This is a genomic window from Sphingomonas adhaesiva (assembly GCF_002374855.1).
Lineage (GTDB): Bacteria > Pseudomonadota > Alphaproteobacteria > Sphingomonadales > Sphingomonadaceae > Sphingomonas > Sphingomonas adhaesiva.
Window position 1 is genome coordinate 720,040 of record NZ_NWVC01000001.1, and the last position, 24,515, is coordinate 744,554.

General features: G+C 70.5%; 27 protein-coding genes and 1 tRNA gene. 9 read left to right on the top strand and 19 right to left on the bottom strand.

From position 1 onward, the window contains the following. Positions 1-19 precede the first annotated feature (19 nt). Positions 20-277: a hypothetical protein gene (locus tag COA07_RS03480; RefSeq protein ID WP_066709816.1), complete on the top strand. Its 258-nt coding sequence runs from the start codon at positions 20-22 to the stop codon at positions 275-277. On the opposite strand, the gene COA07_RS03485 is transcribed toward COA07_RS03480, so the two are convergent. The 8 genes from COA07_RS03485 to COA07_RS03520 form a co-directional block, all read right to left on the bottom strand. After that, positions 250-1,374, bottom strand: coding sequence for a calcium:cation antiporter (locus tag COA07_RS03485; protein WP_066709819.1), 1,125 nt, complete (start codon positions 1,372-1,374; stop codon positions 250-252). The two genes, COA07_RS03480 and COA07_RS03485, sit on opposite strands and share 28 nt — an antisense overlap. A gap of 73 nt (positions 1,375-1,447) precedes the next feature. Then, positions 1,448-2,044: a GNAT family N-acetyltransferase gene (locus tag COA07_RS03490; RefSeq protein WP_066709832.1), complete on the bottom strand. Its 597-nt coding sequence runs from the start codon at positions 2,042-2,044 to the stop codon at positions 1,448-1,450. 85 nt (positions 2,045-2,129) lie between these two features. Beyond that, positions 2,130-3,395, bottom strand: a complete 1,266-nt coding sequence (gene clpX / locus COA07_RS03495; RefSeq protein ID WP_066487877.1) for an ATP-dependent Clp protease ATP-binding subunit ClpX — start codon at positions 3,393-3,395, stop codon at positions 2,130-2,132. A gap of 106 nt (positions 3,396-3,501) precedes the next feature. After that, positions 3,502-4,191: an ATP-dependent Clp protease proteolytic subunit gene (locus tag COA07_RS03500; protein ID WP_066709822.1), complete on the bottom strand. Its 690-nt coding sequence runs from the start codon at positions 4,189-4,191 to the stop codon at positions 3,502-3,504. Between the two features lie 72 nt (positions 4,192-4,263). Then, positions 4,264-5,208, bottom strand: coding sequence for a glycosyltransferase family 2 protein (locus COA07_RS03505; RefSeq protein WP_066709825.1), 945 nt, complete (start codon positions 5,206-5,208; stop codon positions 4,264-4,266). Positions 5,209-5,227: 19 nt separating this feature from the next. After that, positions 5,228-6,751: a hypothetical protein gene (locus COA07_RS03510; protein WP_141396467.1), complete on the bottom strand. Its 1,524-nt coding sequence runs from the start codon at positions 6,749-6,751 to the stop codon at positions 5,228-5,230. 113 nt (positions 6,752-6,864) lie between these two features. After that, positions 6,865-8,520: a trigger factor gene (tig, locus tag COA07_RS03515; protein WP_066713071.1), complete on the bottom strand. Its 1,656-nt coding sequence runs from the start codon at positions 8,518-8,520 to the stop codon at positions 6,865-6,867. A 58-nt stretch (positions 8,521-8,578) separates the two neighbouring features. Next, positions 8,579-8,663 (bottom strand) — tRNA-Leu (locus tag COA07_RS03520). Positions 8,664-8,770: 107 nt separating this feature from the next. On the opposite strand from COA07_RS03520, the gene COA07_RS18180 reads away from it, so the two are divergent. Both COA07_RS18180 and COA07_RS03525 read left to right on the top strand, forming a co-directional pair. Next, positions 8,771-8,932 carry a hypothetical protein gene (locus tag COA07_RS18180; RefSeq protein WP_169803590.1) on the top strand — a complete coding sequence of 54 codons (162 nt, stop codon included), beginning with the start codon at positions 8,771-8,773 and terminating at the stop codon, positions 8,930-8,932. A 13-nt stretch (positions 8,933-8,945) separates the two neighbouring features. Continuing rightward, positions 8,946-9,149 carry a hypothetical protein gene (locus COA07_RS03525; RefSeq protein WP_066713063.1) on the top strand — a complete coding sequence of 68 codons (204 nt, stop codon included), beginning with the start codon at positions 8,946-8,948 and terminating at the stop codon, positions 9,147-9,149. 32 nt (positions 9,150-9,181) lie between these two features. On the opposite strand, the gene COA07_RS03530 is transcribed toward COA07_RS03525, so the two are convergent. The 8 genes from COA07_RS03530 to gatC are packed head-to-tail and all read right to left on the bottom strand — an operon-like array spanning position 9,182 to position 15,780. Next, complete coding sequence (locus tag COA07_RS03530) at positions 9,182-9,814, bottom strand: hypothetical protein (protein ID WP_066710835.1); 633 nt, start codon at positions 9,812-9,814, stop codon at positions 9,182-9,184. Continuing rightward, positions 9,811-10,977: a M48 family metallopeptidase gene (locus tag COA07_RS03535; RefSeq protein ID WP_066710841.1), complete on the bottom strand. Its 1,167-nt coding sequence runs from the start codon at positions 10,975-10,977 to the stop codon at positions 9,811-9,813. Before COA07_RS03535 ends, COA07_RS03530 begins: the two co-directional genes overlap by 4 nt. An 11-nt stretch (positions 10,978-10,988) precedes the next feature. Continuing rightward, on the bottom strand, positions 10,989-11,747 hold the full coding sequence (locus tag COA07_RS03540; RefSeq protein WP_066710832.1) for a hypothetical protein: 759 nt from the start codon (positions 11,745-11,747) through the stop codon (positions 10,989-10,991). 55 nt (positions 11,748-11,802) lie between these two features. Next, positions 11,803-13,266, bottom strand: coding sequence for an Asp-tRNA(Asn)/Glu-tRNA(Gln) amidotransferase subunit GatB (gatB, locus tag COA07_RS03545; protein WP_066710828.1), 1,464 nt, complete (start codon positions 13,264-13,266; stop codon positions 11,803-11,805). Next, positions 13,259-13,672 carry a type II toxin-antitoxin system VapC family toxin gene (locus COA07_RS03550; protein WP_066710825.1) on the bottom strand — a complete coding sequence of 138 codons (414 nt, stop codon included), beginning with the start codon at positions 13,670-13,672 and terminating at the stop codon, positions 13,259-13,261. The genes gatB and COA07_RS03550 overlap by 8 nt, the downstream gene beginning before the upstream one ends. After that, a complete protein-coding gene (locus COA07_RS03555) occupies positions 13,669-13,962 on the bottom strand; it encodes an AbrB/MazE/SpoVT family DNA-binding domain-containing protein (protein ID WP_066710822.1) in 294 nt (97 codons plus the stop codon). The genes COA07_RS03550 and COA07_RS03555 overlap by 4 nt, the downstream gene beginning before the upstream one ends. Positions 13,963-14,008: 46 nt before the next feature. Beyond that, positions 14,009-15,493, bottom strand: a complete 1,485-nt coding sequence (gene gatA / locus COA07_RS03560; protein ID WP_066710819.1) for an Asp-tRNA(Asn)/Glu-tRNA(Gln) amidotransferase subunit GatA — start codon at positions 15,491-15,493, stop codon at positions 14,009-14,011. Then, positions 15,493-15,780: an Asp-tRNA(Asn)/Glu-tRNA(Gln) amidotransferase subunit GatC gene (gene gatC, locus COA07_RS03565; RefSeq protein ID WP_066710815.1), complete on the bottom strand. Its 288-nt coding sequence runs from the start codon at positions 15,778-15,780 to the stop codon at positions 15,493-15,495. Before gatC ends, gatA begins: the two co-directional genes overlap by 1 nt. A 149-nt stretch (positions 15,781-15,929) precedes the next feature. Here gatC and COA07_RS03570 point away from each other — a divergent pair, with 149 nt between their 5' ends. The 5 genes from COA07_RS03570 to COA07_RS03590 all read left to right on the top strand — a co-directional run bounded on the left by COA07_RS03570 (position 15,930) and on the right by COA07_RS03590 (position 20,709). Further along, positions 15,930-17,036 carry a DUF3089 domain-containing protein gene (locus tag COA07_RS03570; protein ID WP_066710812.1) on the top strand — a complete coding sequence of 369 codons (1,107 nt, stop codon included), beginning with the start codon at positions 15,930-15,932 and terminating at the stop codon, positions 17,034-17,036. Then, entirely contained in the window at positions 17,033-17,494 is a 462-nt protein-coding gene (gene ruvX, locus COA07_RS03575; RefSeq protein WP_066710809.1) for a Holliday junction resolvase RuvX, read from the top strand. The genes COA07_RS03570 and ruvX overlap by 4 nt, the downstream gene beginning before the upstream one ends. A gap of 78 nt (positions 17,495-17,572) precedes the next feature. Then, the gene (gene bla / locus COA07_RS03580) at positions 17,573-18,433 is read left to right on the top strand and encodes a class A beta-lactamase (RefSeq protein WP_066710807.1); all 861 of its coding nucleotides are present in this window, start codon (positions 17,573-17,575) and stop codon (positions 18,431-18,433) included. 69 nt (positions 18,434-18,502) lie between these two features. After that, complete coding sequence (locus COA07_RS03585) at positions 18,503-19,492, top strand: aspartate carbamoyltransferase catalytic subunit (RefSeq protein ID WP_066710804.1); 990 nt, start codon at positions 18,503-18,505, stop codon at positions 19,490-19,492. Continuing rightward, positions 19,489-20,709 (top strand): dihydroorotase, encoded by a 1,221-nt coding sequence (locus COA07_RS03590; RefSeq protein ID WP_066710838.1) that lies wholly within the window; start codon positions 19,489-19,491, stop codon positions 20,707-20,709. The genes COA07_RS03585 and COA07_RS03590 overlap by 4 nt, the downstream gene beginning before the upstream one ends. Positions 20,710-20,718: 9 nt before the next feature. On the opposite strand, the gene COA07_RS03595 is transcribed toward COA07_RS03590, so the two are convergent. Genes COA07_RS03595 through COA07_RS03605 form a run of 3 tightly spaced genes read right to left on the bottom strand, consistent with a single transcriptional unit; the run spans position 20,719 to position 23,295 of the window. Then, the gene (locus COA07_RS03595; RefSeq protein ID WP_245841979.1) at positions 20,719-22,068 is read right to left on the bottom strand and encodes an SPOR domain-containing protein; all 1,350 of its coding nucleotides are present in this window, start codon (positions 22,066-22,068) and stop codon (positions 20,719-20,721) included. Positions 22,069-22,072: 4 nt separating this feature from the next. Then, entirely contained in the window at positions 22,073-22,579 is a 507-nt protein-coding gene (locus COA07_RS03600; RefSeq protein WP_066713304.1) for a hypothetical protein, read from the bottom strand. Next, positions 22,579-23,295 carry a ParA family protein gene (locus COA07_RS03605; protein ID WP_066489645.1) on the bottom strand — a complete coding sequence of 239 codons (717 nt, stop codon included), beginning with the start codon at positions 23,293-23,295 and terminating at the stop codon, positions 22,579-22,581. Before COA07_RS03605 ends, COA07_RS03600 begins: the two co-directional genes overlap by 1 nt. A gap of 199 nt (positions 23,296-23,494) precedes the next feature. On the opposite strand from COA07_RS03605, the gene COA07_RS03610 reads away from it, so the two are divergent. After that, entirely contained in the window at positions 23,495-24,514 is a 1,020-nt protein-coding gene (locus COA07_RS03610; RefSeq protein WP_096640437.1) for an SPOR domain-containing protein, read from the top strand. The last annotated feature ends 1 nt before the right edge of the window (position 24,515 follow it).

Below are 24,515 nucleotides of genomic sequence, written 5' to 3' on the forward strand. Positions count from 1 at the left end.
ATGTGGCAAGGATGACGTCATGACCCCTATCGCACTGGCCCGCGCCGCCGAGATGGCGGCGATGTTCATGATCGGCGACGGCGTGGCCGGGCTGGTCCAGCCGCGCCGCCACGTCGCGCTGTGGCAGGATCGCGCGCTGGGCGCGGAACGCACCGTCCGCCCGTTCGTCGGCCGGCCCGCGCGGCGCCGCGCCTATGCGCTGGTGCAGATCGCGGCGGGGCTGCTGCTCGCCTCCCGGCTCCACGCCGGTCAGGGCACGACCGTGGTGAACAGATAGACCGCAAAGATCACCAGATGCACCGCGCCCTGCATCACCGTCGTGCGCCCGTTGCCCAGCGAAATCGTCGCGACGAACAGCGACAGCGCCAGCAGGATCAGCTTCATCGGCCCGATCCCCAGCGCCAGCGGCAGTTCCAGCACCAGGCTGACGATCGCGACCGCCGGGATGGTCAGCCCGATCGTCGCCAGCGCCGATCCCAGCGCCAGGTTCAGGCTGGTCTGGATGCGGTTGCGCTTCGCCGCGCGATAGGCGGCCAGGCTCTCCGGCGCCAGCACCAGCGCCGCGATCACCACGCCGACGATCGCCAGCGGCAGCCCGGCGTCCAGCACCGCCCGCTCGACCGTCGCCGACAGCGCCTTGGCCAGCATCACCACCGCGACCAGCGCCACCAGCAGCACGCCGAACGCGGCCATCGTCGTCTGCCGCGACGGCATCGGCGCGTGATCCTCGACATCGTCGGTCTGCGGCAGGAAGTAATCGCGGTGGCGCACCGTCTGCACCATCACGAACATGCCGTACAGGAACAGGCTGACCACCGCGACCAGCCCCAGCTGCGACGTGGAGTAGAAGGGGCCGGGCGTGGTGGAGGTATAGCTGGGCAGCACCAGCGTCAGCACCGCCATCGCCGCCAGCGTGCACAGCGCCGCGCTGACCCCGCGCAGCGAGAAACGCTGCTCGCGGTGCCGCAGCCCGCCCGCCATCAGACAGATGCCGATGATCCCGTTCAGGATGATCATGATCGCCGCGAACACCGTGTCGCGCGCCAGCGCGGAGGCGTCGCCCGCGTCGCTCAGCATCAGCGACACGATCAGCGACACCTCGATCACCGTCACCGCGATCGCCAGCACCAGCGTGCCGAACGGCTCGCCGACGCGATGCGCGACCACCTCCGCATGGTGGACCGCCGCCAGCACGCACCCGATCAGGATCAGCGACGCCGCCACCGTCCCGACCGTCCCAAGTTTGTAGAGCGAGGTCAGCACCGCCAGCATCCCCGCCGCGGGCAGCGCCAGCGTCCACAGCGGCAGCGGCAGCCGCCCCAGCAGCGCACGGCGGGTGGAAGGCGGCGGCAGGGATTCTTCGCTGATCGTCATGCTGTGGCGCGGGCTCCTTTCCCCACCAATGCACGACGCGCCGCGACGATCCGCGCGCGTAACGAAACCTGTATCAGCGCCCCGCCGCGACCGGGCGGCGCATCGACCAGAATCGCGGCCCGCCGCCCGGCACGCGCCAGTCGCCGATCAGCTCGAACCCCAGCGCGCCGTACAGCCCCAGGTTCTTCTCGGTCGCGGTCTCCAGATAGCAGGGCACGCCCGACGCATCGGCACGTGCCAGCCCGGCGCGGATCGACGCGCCGCCCAGCCCCTTGCCCTGCTGCGCCGGGTCGACGCCCGCGACGTGCAGGTACCAGAACGGCTCGACCGGAAAGTGATCCGCGATCGCCCCGCTCAGCCGCAATGCGCGGCCCACCGCCGGCCCCAATGCGGCGAGCAGCGGCACCGCGCGCGCCGCGGTCGACCAGATCGGCGCCTCGGGCCGCCCCGGTCGCCGCCACAATGTCGCGGCGTCGGCATCCGCGCTGACCAGCCGCATCCCGTCGCTGTCCTGCGCGAACAATTGCGCGAACAGCCCCGGCAATCCCTTCGCGCGCCGCGCGGGATCGGGGAAGATGTAGCTCATCGCCGGATCGGTGGCGAAGGCGCGCGCCAGCGTCCGCGCCACCGCGGGCGCGTCATCGGCGGTCGCATCGCGGATCGTCGTCATGCCCATCCCCTCCCCCACGAAGAACGGGCGCCGCCGCATGATGCGACGACGCCCGATCCCGTTCTACATCACCGTCGCGGTCGCGTCAGGCGACCTCGCCGGCCTTCTTCTTGTCGGCATAGACGCGCACCGGCTCCTTGCGGCCGTCGACCACGTCCTTGTCAATCATCACCTCGTCGACGCCGTCCATCCCCGGCAGGTCGAACATCGTGTCGAGCAGGATGCCCTCCAGGATCGAGCGAAGCCCGCGCGCACCGGTCTTGCGCTCGATCGCCTTCTTGGCGACCGTAGTCAACGCGTCGTCGGTGAACCCCAGCTTCACTTCCTCCATCTCGAACAGCTTCTGGTACTGCTTGACCAGCGCGTTCTTCGGCTCGGCCAGGATCTTGACGAGCGCGGGCACGTCCAGGTCCTCCAGCGTCGCGATCACCGGCAGACGGCCGACGAATTCAGGGATCAGCCCGAACTTCAGCAGATCCTCCGGCTCGGTCTGGCGCAGCACCTCGCCGGTGCGCTTCTCCTCGGGGCTGGCGACATAGGCGCCGAAGCCGATCGACTTGCCCTGCAACCGGTCGCCGATGATCTTTTCCAGGCCGCTGAACGCACCGCCGCAGATGAACAGGATGTTCGTCGTGTCGACCTGCAGGAATTCCTGCTGCGGATGCTTGCGCCCGCCCTGCGGCGGCACGCTGGCGGTGGTGCCCTCCATCAGCTTCAGCAGCGCCTGCTGCACGCCCTCGCCCGATACGTCGCGGGTGATCGACGGATTCTCCGCCTTGCGGCTGATCTTGTCGATCTCGTCGATGTACACGATGCCGCGCTGCGCCCGCTCGACGTTATAGTCGGATGCCTGCAACAGCTTGAGGATGATGTTCTCCACATCCTCGCCGACGTAACCCGCCTCGGTCAGCGTCGTCGCGTCCGCCATCGTGAACGGCACGTCCAGGATACGGGCGAGCGTCTGCGCCAGCAGCGTCTTGCCGCAGCCCGTCGGGCCGACCAGCAGGATGTTGCTCTTGGCCAGTTCGACGTCGGCGCCCTTGGCGCCGTGGTTCAGCCGCTTGTAGTGGTTGTGCACCGCCACCGACAGGACGCGCTTGGCCTGCTTCTGGCCGATGACGTAATCGTCCAGCACGTCGCAGATCTCCTGCGGCGTGGGCACGCCGCCGTCCTTCTTCGCGACCAGCGCCGACTTCGTCTCCTCGCGGATGATGTCGTTGCACAGCTCCACGCACTCGTCGCAGATGAAGACCGTCGGACCGGCGATCAGCTTGCGCACCTCGTGCTGCGACTTGCCGCAGAACGAGCAGTAGAGGGTGCTCTTGGAGTCGCCGCCGGAGAGCTTCGTCATTCAATCATCCTTCCCGCGATGCCGCGGTATGTCTGGCCCGGTGTGGCGGGGCCGGACATGCTAACCCGGCCCCGATGCTTCCGGCAATGCCCGAAAGCGATTAAGATTATGCCGACGGCTGCGTTTCGTCGGCGGGGACGGGCCGCTTGTCGAACACCTCGTCGATCAGGCCGAACGCCTTGGCCTCGTCCGATGACATGAACTTGTCGCGATCCATCGCCTTTTCGATCTCCTCCAGCGGCTGGCCAGTATACTTGGCGTACAGCTGGTTCAGCGAATGGCGGATGCGCAGGATCTCGCGCGCCTGGATCTCGATGTCGCTGGCCATGCCCTGCGCCCCGCCCGACGGCTGGTGGATCATGATCCGCGCATTGGTCAGCGCCACGCGCATCCCCGGCTCGCCCGATGCCAGCAGGAAGCTACCCATCGACGCGGCCTGCCCGATGCACACCGTGCCGACGCGCGGGCGGATGTACTGCATCGTGTCATGGATCGCCATGCCCGCCGTGACGACCCCGCCCGGCGAGTTGATGTACATGAAGATGTCCTTCTTCGGGTTCTCCGATTCCAGGAACAACAACTGCGCGGTAATGAGGCTGGCCATGCCGTCCTCCACCCCGCCGGTCACGAACACGATCCGCTCGCGCAGCAGGCGGCTGAAGATGTCGAAGCTGCGCTCGCCGCGATTCGACTGTTCGATGACGATCGGCACCAGCCCGGCCTGGGTCTGCTGCATACCGACGCCGGCACGCGCCAGCGCCCCTGCGAAATCGCCGGTCTCGAACGGATTGTGCATGTAAAAAGCTCTCTTATGCCCTGAGGAAAATCGTGGCCCGCGCCGCCAACATCGGCGCTCGCCGTCGGCAGTTCAAGCCCCGCCGCGCGTCGGCGCGGGATGCGACAGATACGCCAGCCGCCGCACCTCCCGCCGCCCGCGCACCACCGTATCCAGGATGAGTCCTGCAAAACCGTTGAGCGCGGCCAGGATCATCAGCCCCGTCACCAGGATCGCGGTCGGCACGCGCGGCACCAGCCCGGTGTTCATGTAGGTGATCGCCAGCGGCACCGCCAGCACCACCGCCAGCAGCGCCAGCACGGTGCCGATCGCGCCGAAGAACCACAGCGGCCGCTCGATCCGGTACAGCATCGCGATCGTGCGCAGGATGCGCCAGCCGTCGCGATACGTGCTCAGCTTCGATTCGGACCCGTCGGGCCGCGCGAAATACGGCGTCTCCACCTCGCCCAGCGGCATCTTCAGCTCCAGCGCGTGGACGCTGATCTCGGTCTCGATCTCGAACCCGACCGACAGCACCGGGAAACTCTTCACGAACCGTCGCGAGAATACGCGATAACCGCTCAGGATATCGGTGAAACTGCGCCCGAACAGCTGCGCCAGCATCCCCGTCAGCATCGCATTGCCGAACCGGTGCCCGCGGCGGTACGCGGCCGCCGCCTCGCCGATGCGCGTGCCGACGATCATGTCCAGCTGCTCGTCGACCAGCCGCGCGACCATCGCCGGCGCGCTGGCCGCGTCATAGGTGGCATCGCCGTCGGCCATGACATAGACGTCGGCGTCGACATCGGCGAACATCCGGCGCACCACCGCGCCCTTGCCCTGGATCCGCTCGGTCCGCACGATCGCGCCCGCCGCGCGCGCCACCCCGACCGTGTCGTCGCGGCTGTTGTTGTCATAGACGTAGATCGCCGCATCGGGCAGCGCGGCGCGAAAGCTCGCCACCGTCTGCGCGATCGCCGCCGCCTCGTTATAGCACGGCAGGATCACCGCCACGCGCAGTCCGCTCTGCGGTTCCATCAATCGTTTCCCATGTTCGTCACGATGCCGGCTGCACCGGCAGCGGTTGCGGGACCGTTACCGTCAGTCGCCCCGCCTCCGCCACCATCATCACCGCCGCCGGCAACAACAGCGTCAACGCCGCCAGGTCGCGCCGCACCCGCCACAGCCGCCGCACGCCCGGATCGGCCAGCAGCAGCACCACCGCCAGCAGCGCGGTCGCCGCCGGATAGGCGAAATAGCGCGGCGCGGTCGCCACGCCCACCACCACGAACGACGCGGCATAGCCGAGCCCGGACGCCGCCAGCGCCGCCGCGACGCGCACCGGCCACCGCTCGCCCCGGCCGCCCCCGCCGCTGCCCCATTCGCCATTGCCCCGGCGCAGCGCCGCCAGCGCGACGATCCACGCGACGACGCCGATCGCGACGAACATCGCCGGGATCAGCACCACCCCCGCGGTATAGCGCACCAGCGCCTTGGCCGCCGATTCGCGCGGCGGCGCCGGGTCCGGCATCGCCGGGCCGATGCCGTTGCGCGGCTTGATCGACACGAACAGCAGCAGCTCGGCATTGGCATGCTCGGCACGGTGCGCCAGATAGCCGCCCGGATAGGCCAGCAGCGCGCGCCGCCATGCCGCGTCCAGCGACGCGGGCGACGGCGGCGTGCCGCGCGCCAGCTCCAGCTGGTCGTGGATCGGCACGCCCGCCTTGGCCGAAAACCACGGGCAGCGCCCCCATGGCGCCATCGTATCCCACATCACCGGGGTGTAGCAGCGCGCGACATCGCGCATCGTCACCCGCGTGCCGGGGCCGAACGGTGCGGTCGTCCCTTCCTGCGCGGCGATCCCCGCCAGGTCGAACAGCCGCAGCGATTCGATCGCACCGGCGGGCGCGGCATCCAGCACGCGCCGGTTGACCAGGCCCGCCACCGGGATCGCCAGCGCCGCGATCAGCACGCTGACGACGATCGTCACGCCCGCACGCTCGATCCACCGCGGCCGCCATGCCAGGATCAGCAGCGGCCCCAGCGCGAACGCGCCGTTGTGCCGCATCAGCACGCCCGCCACGAACGCCGCCGTCGCCAGCACCGCCGCGCCGCGCCGCATCCGCGTGTCGCCGCCCGCCAGCAACAGCCCCGCGCCCAGCAGCAGCGCCGCCGCCAGCAACGCATCCTTCGTCACCAGGCTGTCGACCAGCACCGCCAGCACCAGCGCCCCGATCGCCGGCACCGCCAGCGCCGCGATCACCGCCCCGCGCCGCACCAGCGCCCACGCGATCAGCGCGAACGCCCCCCAATAGGTCAGCGCCGCCAGCACGAACAACGCGCCCTCGCCCAGCCCGGTCGCGATCAGCGCCTGCCACGCACGGGTCATCAGCGGCGAATGCCAGTCGTTGACGCGGTCGGCGGCGATCTGCGCCAGCTGCCCGCGTTCGTCGTTGCCGATCGCGCCGCGCGCGCCGCTCACGATCGTCGCCGCCGCCAGCAGGGGGGATATCGCCACCGCCAGCGGCGCCAGCGCGCGCATCGGGGGGAAGGTCGCGCGTCGCGACGGCTCAGGCGTCATCTGTCCGCATCCCCCTTACACGGACGGCGGGACCGGGCCGATGCCCGATCCCGCCGCCGTCGTCTTCGGCCCGGCGCCCGTCATATGCCGGGCGCCGCGTGCCGCCTAGCCTGTTACTCGGCGTCGCCGCCCGCCGCCTTCTTGGCGCGCGGCTTCTTCGCCGGGGCAGCCTCCGCCGCCGGGGCAGCCTCGCCCTCGGCCGGGGCCGCGGCCTTCTTGGCGCGCGGCTTCTTGGCCGGGGCGGCGTCCGCCTCGGTCGGCTCGACCGCGGCGTCCTCACCCTTGGCCGCCGGCTTCTTCGCCGCCGCCTTCTTGGCGGGCTTGGCCGGGGCGTCGCCCTCGGCCGCGTCGGCCTTGTCGCTCGCCGCCGCCTTCTTGGCCTTGGTCTGCTTGGGCTTGTGGTTGTCGTGGTCGTGGTGGTGCGTGCCGGTCGCGAAGCCGTCCTCGCTCTCGATCGCGGCTTCCAGCTCCTCGCGGGTGGTCTCGCGGTCGGTCACCTCGGCCTTGTCGAACAGGAAGTCGACGACCTTGTCCTCATACAGCGGCGCGCGCAGCTGGGCGGCGGCCATCGGGTCCTGCTGGACGTACTGGATGAACCGCTGGCGGTCCTCCGGGCCGTACTGCTGCGCCGCCTGCATCAGCAGCCGCTGCATTTCCTGCTGGCTAACCTCGACGCCGTTCGCCTGGCCGATCTCGGACAAAAGCAGGCCCAGGCGCACGCGGCGCTCGGCGATCTTGCGATAATCCTCGCGCTCGGCTTCCATTTCCTTCAGCGCCGCTTCCGGATCCGGCTCGTGCGTGGCTTCGTGCTGAAGCTGCTGCCAGATCTGGCTGAACTCGGCCTCGACCATCGACGGCGGCACGTCGAAGTCATGCCCCTCGGCCAGCTGGTCCAACAGCTTGCGCTTCATGTAGGTGCGCGTCAGCCCGTTGTGCTCCTGCTCGATCTGCCCCTTCAGCAGGCCCTTGAGCTGGTCCAGGCTCTCCAGCCCCAGCGACGTCGCCAGTTCCTCGTCGATCACGCTCTCGCCGGCGGTCTTCACCGACTTGATCGTCAGGTCGAACGTGGCGTCCTTGCCGGCCAGTTCCTTCGCGCCGTAATCGGCCGGGAAGGTCACCTTGATCTGGCGCTCCTCGCCCGCCTTGGCGCCGACCACCTGGTCCTCGAAGCCCGGGATCAGCCGGCCCGCGCCGATCTCCACGGCCATGTCGGTGCCGGTGCCGCCGTCGAACGCGACGCCATCCATCGTCTTGCCGACGAAATCGACCGTCACCAGGTCGCCCGTCTCGGCCGCCTTGTCGCCGGCATCGTCCCAGCGCTTCTGCTGGTCGGCGAACTTCTGCAGCTGCGCATCGACCGCCGCGTCATCGACCGGCACGGTCAGCCGCTCCAGCTTCAGGTTGTCGATCGCCGGCGCCGGCACCTGCGGCAGCACCTCCAGCTCGACCTTCAGCTCGGCGTCCTTGCCGGGGGCATAGCCCTCGACCAGCTCGACCGACGGCTGCACCGCGGGACGCAGCTGCTTGTCGGCGATCAGCGACTGGATACCGTCCTGGATCGAGGTGTTCAGCGCCTCCTGCAGCATGGCGTCGCCGTGCATCTTGCGCACCAGGTTGGCGGGCACCTTGCCGGGGCGGAAACCGGGCATCCGCATCTGCGGCGCGACGCGCTTGATCTCGGCATCCACCCGCGCCTCGATCGCGCTGGCGGGGATGGTGAGGGTGTAGGCGCGCTTCAGCCCCTCGTTCAACGTCTCGACAGTCTGCATCTAGGCCGCTTTCGTCTTGAATTTCGTGAGTGGTGGCCACCCCGCAAGGCGCGGGGACTGGTGCGGGCGAAGGGACTCGAACCCCCACATCTTGCGATACTGGAACCTAAATCCAGCGCGTCTACCAGTTCCGCCACGCCCGCTTGATCGGACACCGCCGGTCGGCGGCCTCTATACTGCGGCGGGCCGCTGGGCAAGCGGGCAACCCGGCGCGGGGCGAAGCGTTGATCCGCGACGAAGGAGAACCCCCATGGCGACCAATCCCGGCATCCCCGCCGACGTGCCCCAGCCGACCCCGCCGGCGCAGCCCGACGCCCCCCCGCCGGAGATCAATCCGCCGGCGCCCGACGTCGACGTGCCCTCCCCCGGCACCCCGGCGGGCGATCCCGCCCCGGCCAATCCCAGCATCTGACAGGAGCGCCAGCATGGCCGACACGAAGACGATCGACGTCACCCCCAACCGCGACGATCCGCGCCCCGATATCCAGCAGGCGGTCGAGGCACGCAGCGACGCGGTCGCCCGCGGCGAGGGCGGTGAGGAATCGGCACGCTTCACCAGGACCGGCGAGTTCGACGGCAACGGCGGCACCGGCGGCGAGGTGAAGAACCAGGACCTGACCCAGCAATGACGCATGCGGGGCGGTCCCGCGCCGCCCCGCCGCTACCGCCCGCCGCCCTGGCCGGGCGCGGGCGCCGCCGCCAGCCGCGTTGCGGCCACCAGCGCACGGTAATCCGCCACGCCCCTGCCGAAATAATGCAGCCGCGGCGCGTCGAACGTCACCATATACAACCGCTTGTCGACGATCGTTGCCACCGCTTCTCCACGCCGCGGCAGCTGGTCGGCGTCGAGATAGTCATAGGCGAACGTCACCGCGTCATGGTCGAGGAACCGGCCGGGCTGCGACGACGTCACCGCAAACGTCCCGATCCCCTTGAACGCCCGATACGTCCCCTCCAGCAGCTCCGGTATCTCCGCCAGCAGCGTCGCGGTCGTGAACTTCGGCAGCGGTGCGCGCTTGCGGTTGCGCTCGCGCAGCAGCGGCTCGCCCGGCACGACCCCGGCATAGAAGGTGACGTCGTTCAGCTGCTCGCCATCCAGCGTCCAGGTTTCGGCGACCTTGCCCGGCTTGCCCGACAGCCGGTTCCAGTCGCGCGCCGGGGTGACGGTCAACGCCGTGTCCGCGATCGGCGCGGCGACGCCTTTCTCGCGGTAACTGTGCGCCCACGCCGCGGGTGAAGCGACCGTCAGCGCCGCCGCCAGCGTCGCGGCGATCATGCGGTTCACCATCGTCATTTCGTCTCTCCGGTCGTGGACAGGATCATGCCGATCATCGCGGCGTCGGCGGCGCCCGGTGTCAGGTCGAGATAGCGGCGCAGGGCGGCGGCACCTTCGGCGGTGCGCCCGGTCTTCACCAGCGACAGCCCCAACCCGCGCTGCGCCTCCGCCAGTTGCGGGTCGAGCGCGACCGCCTTGGCGTAGAAATCGGCCGCGTTCATCAGGTCGCGCGGCTGCCCGCGTCCGCGGAACAGGTCGCCGCGCGCCCGCCACAGCGGCGCGGTCCAGCCGCCTTCCGCCAGATGGGTGATGATGAAATCGCTCGCCCCGAAGTCGTTCAGCTTGATCTGGTCGTCCAGGAACTGCGGCAGCCACGGCGCGATCGCGGCGGTATAGCGCTCGGTCCCCTCGTCGCGCGTCTCGCCGTCGGGCGCGGCCAGCGCATACAGGTAATCCGCCCGCTCGCCATCGGGCGGATGCGAGGCGAAGAACGCGACCCGCTCGAAATCGGGCTTGCGCAGCCCCCGCGCCGCCGCCGATGCCTCCCGCTCCTGGATCAGCGTGCGCCACACGCGCGACGCCGCGCCGGGGCGCATGCCGCTACCGTTGAGATAGCCCAGCCCGACCAGATCGGCCTCGCGCTCCTGGTCGCGCCCGTAACGATACAGGCTGCCCAGCACCGACATCTGCATATCGTTGAAGCTGCGCGCGCCCTGCGGCCCGCCCATCGACAGCAGCACCGCCGCCCAGCTGAGCATGTCGGTACCGCTACGGCGCGCCTTGAAATGGTTGAGCGAGTGGCGCTTCTCGAAATGCCCGAATTCGTGCCCCAGCACCGCCGCCAGCTCGGATTCCGACCGCACGCGCAGCAACAGCCCGCTATAGACCTGCATCGTCCCGTTGGGCGACATGTTGGCGTTGAACGCCGGCACGCGCATCACATACAACCGCGTCGCCTTGCACCGGTCCTCGCCCACCGCGGCGCACAGCACGCGGCGGACGTAGCCGGTCAGCGCCTCGTCGTGGATCACCAGCGGCGAATGCGCCAGCCGGGCCTCGCGCTCGTCGTCCTCGCGCCACAGCCCGATCTCGTCGACGCCCTGCGGCTGGTAGACGCCGGCATAGGGCGGCGGCGGCGGCGCGGGCTTCGTCGCGCCCGCCGCCACGAGCGCGAGCGCCATCAGCGCGGCGTTCACTTGGCGGGAACCGGCGCCGCCACGACCGGCACCGGCGCGCTGCCGGGAAATTCCTCCAGCAACTGGCCGACACGCTTCTTCGCACCGTCCGGGTCGCGCACGTCGCCGCCCATCGCCCCGTCGGCGTTGAGCCACAGCACGTCACCCGTCCGCAGGTCGACCAGCCCGGCGTAACCGGCGTGTTCGCCGGATTTTACCGCGATCCCCGGCCCCAGCAGCGCCGCGATCTGCAACAGCTTGCGTCCGGTCGAGCCGTACGCATCCTTGTTGTACAGGAAGAGCGCGTAATCGGCGTCCTTCGCCCCCGGCAGGTCGCGCACCCCCTCGCCCAGCGACCAGTCGAACACGCCCGCCTTGTTGTCGCGCTTCTTGGTCGGCAACCGGTTGCCCAGGAAGAACTGATATTCGATCACCGCCTGCGATACCGCCGCGAACAGCCGCGAATATTCCTCGACCCGCTGCGCATCCTCGCCGAAGCTTTCGGGCGCGGCGATCACCTTGTTGCCCAGCAGCGCCTGCCGCTCGACCAGCGCGGCGTCGATGTTCGCACGCGCCTTGTCGGTCCAGTCGGCGTTCGGCTCGAACATGCCGCCGGTGGATTGTGCGCCGACGCTGACGGTCGGGCGGAACAGCAGGATCGTCTTGCCGCTGCCCGCGGCCAGTTCGAACCCCTGCCGCACCGCGCGCTTTTCCTGCGCGCCGGCCGACGTCGCGCACGCCAGCAGCGCCGCTGCCGCGACCAGAATAACCCGCATGGTAAGACGCCCCCGTCCCGTTTCCCCGCCGGAAAACTAGGGGGCGCCGCCGGCGCTAGTCCAGCGCCTTTTTCAACAATTCGTTGACCACCGCGGGGTTCGCCTTGCCGCCCATCGCCTTCATCGTCTGGCCGACGAAGAAGCCGAACAGCGCCACCTTGCCGCCGCGATACTGTTCCAGCTGGCCGGGGTTCTTCGCCAGCACCTCGGCGATCACCGCCTCGATCGCGCCGGTGTCGCTGGTCTGCTTCAGCCCGCGCTCCTCGACGATCCTGCCCGGCGCGTCACCGGTTTCCAGCATCGCCTCGAACACCTGCTTGGCCAGGCTGCCGGACAGCGTGCCGTCCGCCACCAGCGCCAGCAGCTCGGCCGCCTGCGCCGGGGTCACCGGGCTGTCGACGATGCTCTTGCCCAGCCGGTTGAGCGCGCCGAACAGCTCGCTCGTCACCCAATTCGCCGCCGCGACCGGCTTCGCGCCCGCCTCCAGCAGCGCGTCGAACCAGCGCGCGCTCTCGACCTCCGCGGTCAGCACCTCGGCATTGTACGGCGTAATCCCCAGCCCCTCGTACCGCTGGCGCTTGGCATCGGGCAGTTCGGGCAGGCTGGCGCGGCATTCCGCCAGGAACGCCTCGTCCAGTTCCAGCGGCAGCAGGTCGGGGTCGGGGAAGTAGCGGTAATCGTGCGCATCTTCCTTCGACCGCATCGACCGCGTGGTGCCGGTGTCGGGGTTGAACAGCCGCGTTTCCTGCACGATCGTCCCGCCCGCCTCCAGCACGTCGACCTGGCGGTTCGCTTCATGCTCGATCGCGGCCATCACGAAGCGCACCGAATTGACGTTCTTCGTCTCGGTGCGCGTGCCGAATTCCTCGCCCGGCTTGCGCACGCTGACGTTGACGTCGGCGCGCATCGAGCCTTCCTCCATATTGCCGTCGCACGACCCGACATAGCGCAGGATCGCTCTCAGCTTCCGGAGGTAAGCCCCTGCTTCTGCGGGCGAACGCATGTCCGGCCGGCTGACGATCTCCATCAGCGCGACGCCCGACCGGTTGAGATCGACATAGGAGCGCGTCGGATGCTGGTCGTGCATCAGCTTGCCGGCGTCCTGCTCGACATGGATGCGCTCGACGCCGATCGTCTTGACGGTCTCGCCATCTTCGATCTCGATCGAACCTTCGCCGACAAGCGGATGATACAGCTGGGAAATCTGGTAACCCTGCGGCAGATCGGCGTAGAAATAGTTCTTCCGGTCGAACCGCGACCACTTATTGATCTGCGCGTCGATCGCCATGCCGGTGCGCACCGCCTGGCGGATGCATTCTCGGTTGGGCACCGGCAGCATCCCCGGCATCGCGGCGTCGACCAGCGACACCTGCGAATTCGGCTCCGCCCCGAACGCGGTCGCCGCGCCGGAGAACAATTTCGCGTTCGACGTCACCTGCGCATGAACCTCGAGGCCGATCACGACCTCCCAGTCGCCGGTGGCGCCCTTGATGCGGAACGGTGCGGATGCGTCAGCCATGATGGGTCTCGGGTGTGATGAGGGTGAGGTCGGGGAAGTAGATGGCAAGTTGTCGATCGCGCGTCACCAGCGATGCGCCCAGCACCGCGGCGTGACCCGCAATCAGGAAATCGGCCAGGATCGCCGTCTTGGCGCCCCCGCGTCGCCGATATTCGCGAAACGCGGACCCTGCGCTGAAGGCGGCATCGTCGGCAAAGCTCATGATGCGGATCTCAAGCCGGTCGAGGCGATCGCGCAGCGCGGACACGCCGGGCGCATGGCCTGCCAGCTCGGCAAGGACGATCTGGTTGCAAACGACCGCGCCAGCCGCGACCGCGTCACCATAGCGCGCCAGCGACCATGCCGCCTCCGCGCCACGGCCGTCGCTGAACAGGTCGATGATGACGTTCGTATCGAGGAAGATCACGGCAGCGGATCATCCCCGCGCAACTCTCGCATGATCTCTGCCGACGGTCGATCGAACAGCGGGTCGCGCCGCATCTCCGCCAGTACGCCCAGCAATCGCCGGCGCCGCTGCTCCGGCGTCTCGCTCGCCGCGCCCTGCGGCACCACCACCGCCTCACCGCGGTCGTTGATGCCCACCTCGACCGGCTGACCGGGCACCAACCCGATCAGGTCGCGCACGTCCTTCGGGATCAGGACCTGGCCCTTGCTGGTCATATTCGTCCGGGTGCGCTTGTCGAGCGGAGCGTTCATCGCATGCCTCCAGTGTTACCGAGGTAACACCAATCAGCCGGAACGTCTACCACCACCGCCCCGGCCGCGCCACGAAGCCGGCGCGCTGCTCGATCGCCAGCGCGGCGTTCAGCACGCCCTGTTCGTCCAGCGCCTTGCCGATGATCTGCAACCCCAGCGGCAGCCCGCCGGCGTCCACGCCGCCCGGCACGCTCATCGCGGGCAGGCCGGCCAGCGACGAGGGCACCGTGAACACGTCGTTGAGGTACATCGCGATCGGATCGGCGTTCTTCTCGCCCAATGCAAAGGCCGCCGACGGCGCGGTCGGGGTCAGCAGCACGTCGCACTGCTCCCATGCGCTGTCGAAATCCTGCGCGATCAGCGCCCGCACCTTCTGCGCCTGCGTGTAATAGGCATCGTAGAAGCCCGCCGACAGCACATAGGTGCCGATCAGGATGCGCCGCTTCACCTCGTCGCCGAACCCCTCGGCGCGGGTCCTGGCGTACATCTCCTGAAGGTTCGCGCCCTCGGGCAGGTCGCGCAGGCCGTAACGCACGCCGTCATAGCGCGCCAGGTTGGACGATGCCTCCGCCGGCGCGATGATGTAATAGGCCGGCAGCGCGTATTTGGTATGCGGCAGCGATACCTCGACTACCTCGGCGCCGGCGTCGCGCACCCATTCGATGCCCTGCTGCCACAGCGCCTCGATCTCCGGCGGCATGCCGTCGACGCGATATTCCTTCGGGATGCCGACGCGCTTGCCCTTCAGCGACGGGTTCAGCCCCGCCTCCCACTGCGGCACCGCGACGTCCAGGCTGGTGGCGTCCTTCGCGTCGAAGCCGGCCATCGCCTCCAGCATGATCGCGCAGTCGCGCACGTCGCGCGCCATCGGCCCGGCCTGGTCCAGCGAGGACGCGAAGGCGATCACGCCCCAGCGCGAACAGCGGCCATAGGTCGGCTTGATCCCGCTGATCCCGGTGAAGGCGGCGGGCTGGCGGATCGACCCGCCGGTGTCGGTCCCGGTCGCCCCCGGCGCGATCCGCGCGGCGACCGCGGCGGACGATCCGCCCGACGATCCGCCCGGCGCCAGATCGGCGTTACCGCCGTCGCTGCGCCGCCACGGGCTGACGACATTGCCGAAATGGCTCGTCTCGTTCGACGATCCCATCGCGAACTGGTCCATGTTCAGCTTGCCGAGCATCCCCGCGCCCGCGTCCCACAATTTCTGGGATACGGTCGATTCGTACTGCGGCGTGAAGCCTTCCAGGATGTGGCTGGCCGCGGTGCTCGGCACGCCCCTGGTGCAGAACAGGTCCTTCATCCCGATCGGCACGCCCGCCATCGCCTTGGGCGCCTCGCCCGCCGCGCGCGCGGCGTCGGCGGCGTCGGCGGCGGCCAATGCATGGTCGGGGGTTTCCACCAGGAAGGCGTTGAGCGGCTTCGCTGCGGCGACGGCGGCGACGAACGCCTCGGCGACCTCGCGCGCGGAAAAGTCGCCCGCGCGCACCCCGTCGCGGATCGCGGCGATGCCCAGATCGGTCAGTTCGGTCATTATTCGATCACCTTGGGCACCGTGAAGAATCCGTGTTCGGCCTGGGGCGCGTTGGCCAGCACCGCGTCGCGGATGCCGCCGTCGGTGACGACGTCGTCGCGCAGCCGCAGGTGGTTGGGGATCACCGCGGTCATCGGCGCGACCCCGGCGGTATCCACCTCGCCCAGCTGTTCGATGAAACCCAGGATGTTGCCCAGTTCGGGCGCGAGGCGCGCGGCCTCCTCCTCGGTGATGGCGATGCGGGCCAGGCCGGCGATGCGCCTGACGGTATCGATGGTGACGGACATGGCGCGCCGCTACCATCGCGACGGGCGGCTATGCAACCGTTGCGCGCGGCCGGCGCGCAAGTGCGGTTGCGCCCCGGCGCGCGCTGGGGCACGGCACGCACAATTGCCGCCGGGGCACGGGGCCGCCGGGCAAGGATGGTGATGGCACGTTGGTCCGCAAATTCCTTTATGTCGTCGCGGGGCTGATCGTGCTCGGGATCGCCGCCGCCTTCGCCTATCGCCTGTGGGGGGTGGAGATCATGCGCATGGCGATGGTCCCCGGCGAATCGTTCAAGGGGCAGCGCGCGCTGTCCGCCGCCGATTACCGCGCGCGCACGATGTGGCTGGCGCGCCCCGACCTGCCGGGCAATCCCGCGCTATGGGCGCCCGCCGGCCAGCAGCCGCGCCGCAGCGCGGGCGGGGCGGCGGTGTTCTTCATCCACCCGACCTCCTACCTCAACCGCGCGCACTGGAACGCGCCGCTGGACGATCAGGAAGCGAACGCGCGCGCCGCGCTGTTCCTGCGCGGGCAGGCCAGCGCCTTCAATGACGTCGGCGCGATCTGGGCGCCGCGCTATCGTCAGGCGACGTTCGGCGCCTTCCTGACCGATCGCGCCGCCGCCGAACAGGCGCTGCAACTGGCCTATGGCGATATCACCGCGGCGTTCGACCAATTCCTGGAGGAGGTCGGCCCGACCCGCCCGATCATCCTGGCCGGCCACAGCCAGGGCGCGCTGCACCTGACGCACCTGCTGAAGGATCGCGTCGCCGGCACCGCGCTCGCGCGGCGGATCGTCGCGGCCTATGTCGTCGGCTGGCCGGTGTCGACCGCCACCGATCTGGCCGCGCTGGGCCTGCCCGCCTGCACCGCCCCCGATCAGGCCGGCTGCGTCCTGTCGTGGCAGACGTTCGCCGAGCCCGCCGACCCCACGCTGATCCAGCAGGTCTACGACCGCAGCACCGGGTTCGACGGTCGCCCGCGCCGCGGCACGCCGATGCTGTGCGTCAACCCGCTGACCGGCACGCAAGGCGCCACCGCCCCCGCCGCCGCGAACCTGGGCACGCTCTTTCCCAACAGCGACATGAGCACCGCCGACCTGCGCCCCGGGCAGGTGGCCGCGCGTTGCGATTCGCGCGGGCTGCTGCTGATCGGCAACGCACCGGACGTCGGCCCCTATGCGCTGCCGGGCAACAACTACCACGTCTACGACTACAGCCTGTTCTGGGCCAATGTCCGCGCCGATGCCGGGCGCCGCTACGCCGCGGCAACGCGATGATCGCCCTCGCCGCCGCCGATTATCGCGCCGCGCTCCCCGCCGGCGGTCGGCTGCTCGGTCTGGACGTCGGCACCAAGACGATCGGTACCGCATTGTGCGATGCCGGGTGGAGCTTCGCCAGCCCCGCACAGTTGGTCCGCCGCACGAAGTTCACGAAGGACCGCGACGCGCTGGTCGCGCTGTCGGTGCAGCAGCAGGTCGTCGGCTGGGTGATCGGCCTGCCGCTCAACCTCGACGGCACCGACAGCCCGCGCACCCAGTCGATCCGCGCCTTCGCGCGCAATTGCGTGGAGGCGGGCTATCCGATCCTGCTGTGGGACGAACGCTGGTCGACCGTCTCAGCCGAACGCGCGCTGATCGAGCAGGACATCAGCCGCGCCAAACGCGCCGACCGGATCGACAACCACGCGGCGGCCACGATCCTGCAAGCCGCGATCGACGCGCTGGCGATGGGGTGAGGCCTCGCGCCGGCATGGTACATCGCGCTCATAGCCGCTAAGGATCGTTCCGCATCGCCAACGACAAGGGGCAGACCGATGGATCGGACGCGTCGTATCGTAACCCTCGCCATCCCGACGCTCGCTTGCTGGCCCGCCGTAGCGCGCGCGGACGAGCGCGATCCGATTGCCGCCTACGAACGGGCGACCGGGGGGCGGATCGGCGTCTACGCCCGAAACGTCCGCACCGGGAAGACGCTGTCCTGGCGTGCCGACGAACGCTTCATCATGTGCAGTTCGTACAAGGCATCGCTGGCCGCCTTCGTACTGGCACGGGTCGATCGCGGAGAAGAGAGATTGGACGCGCTGGTGGCCTACTCCGCGCGCGACACGGTCGACATGTGGGGTCCGGTCGCGAAGGAAAACCTCGCCAGGGGCGCGATGTCGGTCGAGGCGATGTGCAAGGCGGCGGTCGAGATCAGCGACGGCGTCTGCGCCAACATGCTGATGGCGCGATCGGGCGGTCCCGCGGCCCTCACGGCATTCCTGCGCTCGATCGGCGACGCGACGACGCGCGTCGATCACTACGAACCCGCCCTGGATCGCGTCCCCTCCGGCGGGCCGGACGATTCGACCACGCCCGCGGCGATGGCCGCCACGCTGGAGAAGGTCGTGCTGGGCGACGTACTGTCCGATCGGTCCAGCGCGCTGCTGACCCGCTGGCTTGTCGGCAACCAGACCAACCCGCGACTTCGCGGTGGCCTTCCCAAGGACTGGCGCATCGGCAACAAGACCGGGCATAGCGGACGCGACATGGCGGGCGACATCGCCGTCGCCTGGCCGACGCCCGACACGCCGATCGTCATCGCCGTCTACACGCGCGGCGGCACTCCCCGTGAAAAGCAGTTCGACCGGGCCTTTGCCGGCATCGGCAGGATGATCGCGTCCCGCCTGGCCTGACCCCGTCCCGCCCCAGCCCCCGCCCCGGCCCTTGCCCCCGGCCCCGCGCGCCGCTACCCGGCGCTCTCGATGCAACGCTCGGATCACCGCCCCGCCACCCTCATCCCCGGAGGCGCGGTCTTTCCGCACCGCCACCTGACCGGGATCGAGGGGCTTCAGCCGCACGAGATCATGTTCCTCCTCGACGAGGCGGAGACATGGGTGGAGGCCAATCGCGGCCATGCCGCCCCCGACAAGCGGCTGGCGGGCTATACGCAGATCAACGCCTTCTTCGAAAACAGCACGCGCACGCTGTTGAGCTTCGAGATCGCGGGCAAGCGGCTGGGCGCCGACGTCGTCAACATGCACGCCGCACAGTCGAGCGTGAAGAAGGGCGAGACGCTGATCGACACCGCGATGACGCTCAACGCCATGCGCGCCGACGTCATCGTCATCCGCCACATGTCGTCGGGCGCGGTGCGGCTGATCGCGGACAAGGTCGACTGCCCGGTGCTCAACGCCGGCGATGGGCGCCACGAACATCCGACGCAGGCGCTGCTGGATGCGCTGACGATCCGCCGCCGGCTGGGTGGCATCGCGAACAAGCGCGTCGTGATCTGCGGCGACCTGCTGCACAGCCGCGTCGCGCGCTCGAACATCCTGGCGCTGACCGCGCTGGCGGCGGAGGTGCGCGTGTGTGCGCCCTCCACGCTGATGCCCCCCGCGATCGAGCGGTTCGGCGTCACCCCCTTCACCGATTTCGACCGCGCGCTGGAGGGTGCCGACGTCGTGATGATGCTGCGGCTGCAGACCGAGCGGATGGCGGGCGGCTACGTGCCCTCGGTGCGCGAATACCATCTGCGCTACGGGCTGACGCTCGACCGGCTGGAACGTTACGCCCCCGGCGCGCTGGTGATGCACCCCGGCCCGATGAACCGCGGGGTGGAGATCGATTCGGCGGTCGCCGACCATGTCGAACAATCCGCGATCACGGAGCAGGTGGCGATGGGCGTGGCGGTGCGGATGGCGTGCCTGGACGTGCTGACCCGCCGCGCGCGCGGCGTGGAGGGCTGGGCATGAGCGACACGCTGCACTTCGTGAACGCGCGCCTCGTCTGCCCGGCGGCGGGCGAGCGCGATGGCGACCTGGTGTTCCGCGGCGGCGTGATCGTGGACGAGATCGCGGCCGACGGCGCGACCGTCGTCGATTGCGGCGGCCGGTTGCTGGCGCCGGGGATCGTCGATCTGGGCGTCGGCGCGATCGACCGCGCGGCGTGCCGTGCAGGCGGGATCGTCCGCGTCGCGCCGATGCCCGATCAGTCGCCGGTGCTGGATGAGCCGGGCGCGGTGCAGCGGCTGGCGCTGATCGGGCGACCGGACCTGTGGATCCACCCGATCGCCGCCGCGACGCGCGGGCTGAAGGGCGCGGATCTGGCCGAAATGGCGATCTGCCGTTCGGCCGGGGCGGCGGCGGTGGGGACCGGGCGGCGCTGGATCGCCGATTCGGGGGTGATGCACCGCGTCCTGTCCTACGCCCGCGATCTCGACATCGCGGTCGTCAGCCATGCCGAGGATGGCGGGCTGGTGGCCGATGCCGTCGCGACCGAGGGGGAAACCGCCAGCCGCCTGGGCCTGCCCGCCGCGCCCGCGCTGGCGGAGCCGCTGGCGATCGCGCGCGACCTGATGCTGGCGGAGGAAACCGGCGCGCGGCTGCACCTGCGCTGCGTGACCACCGCCGCCGGCTTCGCGCTGGTGCGCGCGGCAAAGGCGCGCGGGGTGCGCGTCACCTGCGGGATCACGCCTGCGCACCTTTTATTGTCGGATATCGCGATGAGCGATTTTCGCACCTTCGCGCATGTCTCGCCCCCGCTGCGCAGCGAGGCGGACCGGCGCGCCGCGCTGGCGGCGCTGGCGGACGGGACGATCGACGTGATCGCATCGGGCCACGATCCGCGCGGACCGGAAGAAAAGCGGCTGCCCTATGCCGATGCCACCGCCGGATCGGCGGATGCCGCGACGGTGCTGGCGCTGGCGCTGGGGCTGGCGCGCGACGGGCACGTCACGCTGGCGCGGCTGTTCGACCTGCTGGCGCGCGCACCCGCGGCGGTGCTGGGGCTGGCCACCGGCACGCTGGCGCCGGGGATGCCGGGCGACGTCATCCTGGTCGATCCGCACGCGCCGTGGCGGATCGTGTCGGATCATCTGCCGGGGCAAGCGGGCAACACGCCCTTCGACGGGCTGCCGGTGCAGGGCCGCGTCCTGCGCATGTGGAAGGGCGGACGCGAGATCGCCGGCTGACCGACGCGCTTAGCGCGACGCCAGTTGCGCGCCCTTCGCCCGCGGTGCCACCTTGGCGGTGCGCGTCGCCGCGCTCTTGTGCCAGGCGGCGATCTGTTCGCCCACGCCGCCGCGCACGAAACACGGGGCGCCGCGCGCGCGCAGGCCGCGGCACAGCGTCACCGCATCGCCCCGCGCGAAGCCGCCCACCGACAGGCGATAGACGCTGGCGCCCTTGACCGTCGCGGTCGCGCCATTGGGGTTCAGCCGCGCCAGCACCGGCAGGCGCCGCGCCGCGCGGCCCCAGCCGTCCCTGGCGACGGCGGCATTCTGGTACGCGCCGATCTGGACGAACCAGTCGCCCTTCGCCGGCATCCGCACCGCCGCCGCCGGTGCGGCGGTCCGGCGCGGTGCCGGTGCCGAAGCGATCTTGTACCCGGCGGGCTGCGCCGCGATCACGCGGGCCGGCGCGGGCAGCGCGGGCGCCGGGGCGGCCGGCACCGCCGGCACCATCGCGACCGCCGGCTCCTCGGGCTGCGCTGCATCGGCCACGACGGCGGCTTCCACCGCCGGATCGGCGCGGCCCGGCATGAACGCGTCGACCTTCTCCGCGGTCGTCACCGGCACCGTACCCGCCAGCGCCAGCGCGACCGGCTGGCCCGGATCAACCACCGGGGTAACGCCCAGCAGCGACGCGACCTGGTCGGATGCCGACCGCGGCCGCACGAAACTGGCCCATTCGCCCAGCCGCGCATCGACTGCGCCCGCATCCAGATCGACGCTGACCAACGCGCGCGCGTCCGCCCAGCGGCCCGCCATGGCATAGGCCAGCGCCAGGTTCTGGCGCGTCTTGGCATCCGCCTCCGCCGATCGCGCGGCGACCGTCAGCACCTCGACCGCCCCGGCCGGGTCGCCCGCCAGCGCGATCGCCAGCCCGCGGTCGGCGGGCGCGATCGTCGCGGCATGGCTATCCAGCGTCACGCGCGCTTCGTCCCACTTGCCCGTGCCGATCTGCGCCAGCGCCAGGTTCAGCGCCGCGCGGCCGTTGTCGGGCTGCAGCGTCATGACGTCGTGATACGCCTGCTCGGCCGACGCGAACCGCCCGGCGCGCAGGTACGCCGCGCCCAGCAGCGCGCGATAGCCCGCATCCTGGCCGTTCAGCCCCACGGCCTCCTCGGCCAGCTTCACGGCCTTGTCCCATTGTTTCTTCGCCAGCATTCGCTGCGCATCGGCGGCGCAGTCGGCAGCGGCCTTCGCGTCCTTCGGATCGACGCGCGCGGTCGCCACCGCGGGGGCGGCGCCATGGCTCAGCGACAGCGTCGCGACGGACGCGACCAGGAGGGCGGAAACGCCCGCGCCGGCAAGAGTGCGGATGGTCATTGGATCAGTCCCCCCGAACGATCGGCTGGTGCCCGTCATCGGGCAGTTGCGCGCGCAGTGCCTCCACCTCGGGCATGGTGGCGATCAGCGCGTCGAGCGCGTGCGTGACAAGCTGCTGCGCCGACTGGCCGCGCACCGCCGCCGCCAGCCGCAGCCGCAGGTGGCGTTCGCGGTCGAGCCGCAACGTGAAGGCGGCCTTGCGCCCCGAAACGGGCAACGGCAGCGGCAGCGGCGCGGCGGCGACCACCGGAGCGGCGACCGGTGCTTCCGACGCCGGCGCGACCTCATCCTCCACCACCAGCGCGGCCTGCAATTGCGCACGTTCCTCCAACACCAGCGGCAGCGGCTCGGGCACGGCGGGCGCGGTGCCCATGTCGTTCCAGCCCAGCTCCTCCCCGGCATGCGACAGCGCGGTCAGCGACGCGCCCTGCCGGCGCATGGCGGGACGCGCCTGCCCCTTGCGTGCGAGCAGCCCGGACGTCAGCGACGCCAACGGCTTGGTCCCCAGCATCAGCCCACCACCCGGCGACCGAAGCCGCCCGCCTGCGGCCGCACCGATCCGTATCCGGCACCCGGCTTGGGCGCGGAAAAGACCGTGCGGCGGAAATTCTTCTCCAGCCGGTCGGACACATAGTCCCACAATTCGGCGATCTCGGCGGCGGAGCGGCCCTTGGGGTCGACCTCCATCACCGTGCGCCCGTCGATCATCGACGCGGCGAAATCGGTACGCTGGTGGACCGTGATCGGCGCCACCGTCCCATGCTGGGACAAAGCGACCGCCGCGTCGGAGGTGATCCGCGCCTTGGGCGTGGCGGCGTTGACGACGAAGATCAGCGGCTTGCCCGACCGTTCGCACAGGTCGACCGTGGCGCCGACCGCACGCAGGTCGTGCGGGCTGGGGCGCGTCGGGATGACGATCAGCTCGGCGACCTGGATCACGCTCTGGATCGCCATGGTGATCGCCGGCGGGGTGTCGATCACCGCCAGCTTGAACCCCTGCTGGCGCAACACCTCCAGATCGGCGGCCAGCCGCGCGACGGTGGTCTGCGCGAAGGCGGGATATTCCTCCTCGCGCTCGTTCCACCAATCGGCCAGCGATCCTTGCGGATCGATGTCGATCAGCACCACCGGGCCGGCACCGGCGCGTTGCGCCTGCACCGCCAGATGGCCGGACAGCGTGGTCTTCCCCGACCCGCCCTTCTGCGATGCCATCGCCAGTATGCGCATCTCGCCCCGTTCACCTCGTCGACGTTTCGGCTGCGGGAATGCCATGTCGGGGTGGACGAACCGTTAATGCCGTTGCGCAACGATCGCGCGCCGGCCGCCCACCCGCCCGCTGATGACGGATGGTTAATGCCTTTGCGCGCATGGGCGTGCTAAGGCATGAAGCCGGTAGATGGGGCCGGCGTACAAGGGGGTATGCGCGATGAAGGGCAGTCTGGTGGCGGCACTCGCCGCGGTGGCGATGCTGGCGCCGGCGGTTGCCGCAGCCGACGTCAAGGCGGGGGTCGAGGCGTGGAGCCGCGGCGACTATGCCAGGGCGGTCGAACAATGGCGCGCCCCCGCTGCCGCGGGCGATGCCGATGCGCAGTTCAACCTGGGCCAGGCGTACAAGCTGGGCCGCGGCGTCCCCGCCGATCAGGCGCAGGCGCTGGAATGGTTCCGCAAGGCCGCGGTGCAGGGGCATCCGCAGGCGGAGGACAATTACGGCCTGTCGCTGTTCCAGAACGACCGCCGGGCGGATGCGCTGCCGTGGCTGGAAAAGGCGGTGGCCCGCGACGAAAAGCGCGCCGAGCTGGTGCTGGGCACCATGCTGTTCAACGGCGATGCGGTGTCGCGCGACTGGACGCGCGCCTATGCGCTGGTGACGCGCTCGTCGCAACAGGGGCTGCCGCAGGGGTCGCAGACGCTGGCGCAGATGGACCGCTACATCCCCGAGGCGCAACGGCGCGAAGGGTTGCTGATGGCGCAGCAGATCGAGGCGCGCGGCCGCGCCGTGCAGGTCGCCGCGGCGGCGCCGGCACCGGCGCCCGCCCCGAAGCCCGCCGCGCCGAAACCGGCGGCGACCCCCGCCCGCCCCGGCGCCAGCTATCCCGCACCCGGCGGCGTCACCGTGCCCACCGCGCCGAAACCCGTCGCGACATCGACCGCCCAGGTGACCACGCCGAAGCCGGCCCCCACCCCCAAGCCGACACCCGCGAAGCCCGCCGCCAAACCGGCCGCGAAGCCCGCAAGCGGCGCCTGGCGCGTCCAGCTCGGCGCGTTCCGCGACGCCGCCAATGCGCGTGCGCTCTGGTCGCAGGTCGGCGCACGGGTCGGCGGCAGCGCCGATTACGTCCGCGCGGGCGGCCTCACCCGGCTCCAGGCGACCGGCTTCGCCTCGCGCGCCGATGCGCAGCGCGCCTGCGCGAAGGCGGGTAGCGCGTGTTCGGTGGTCGCGCCCTGAA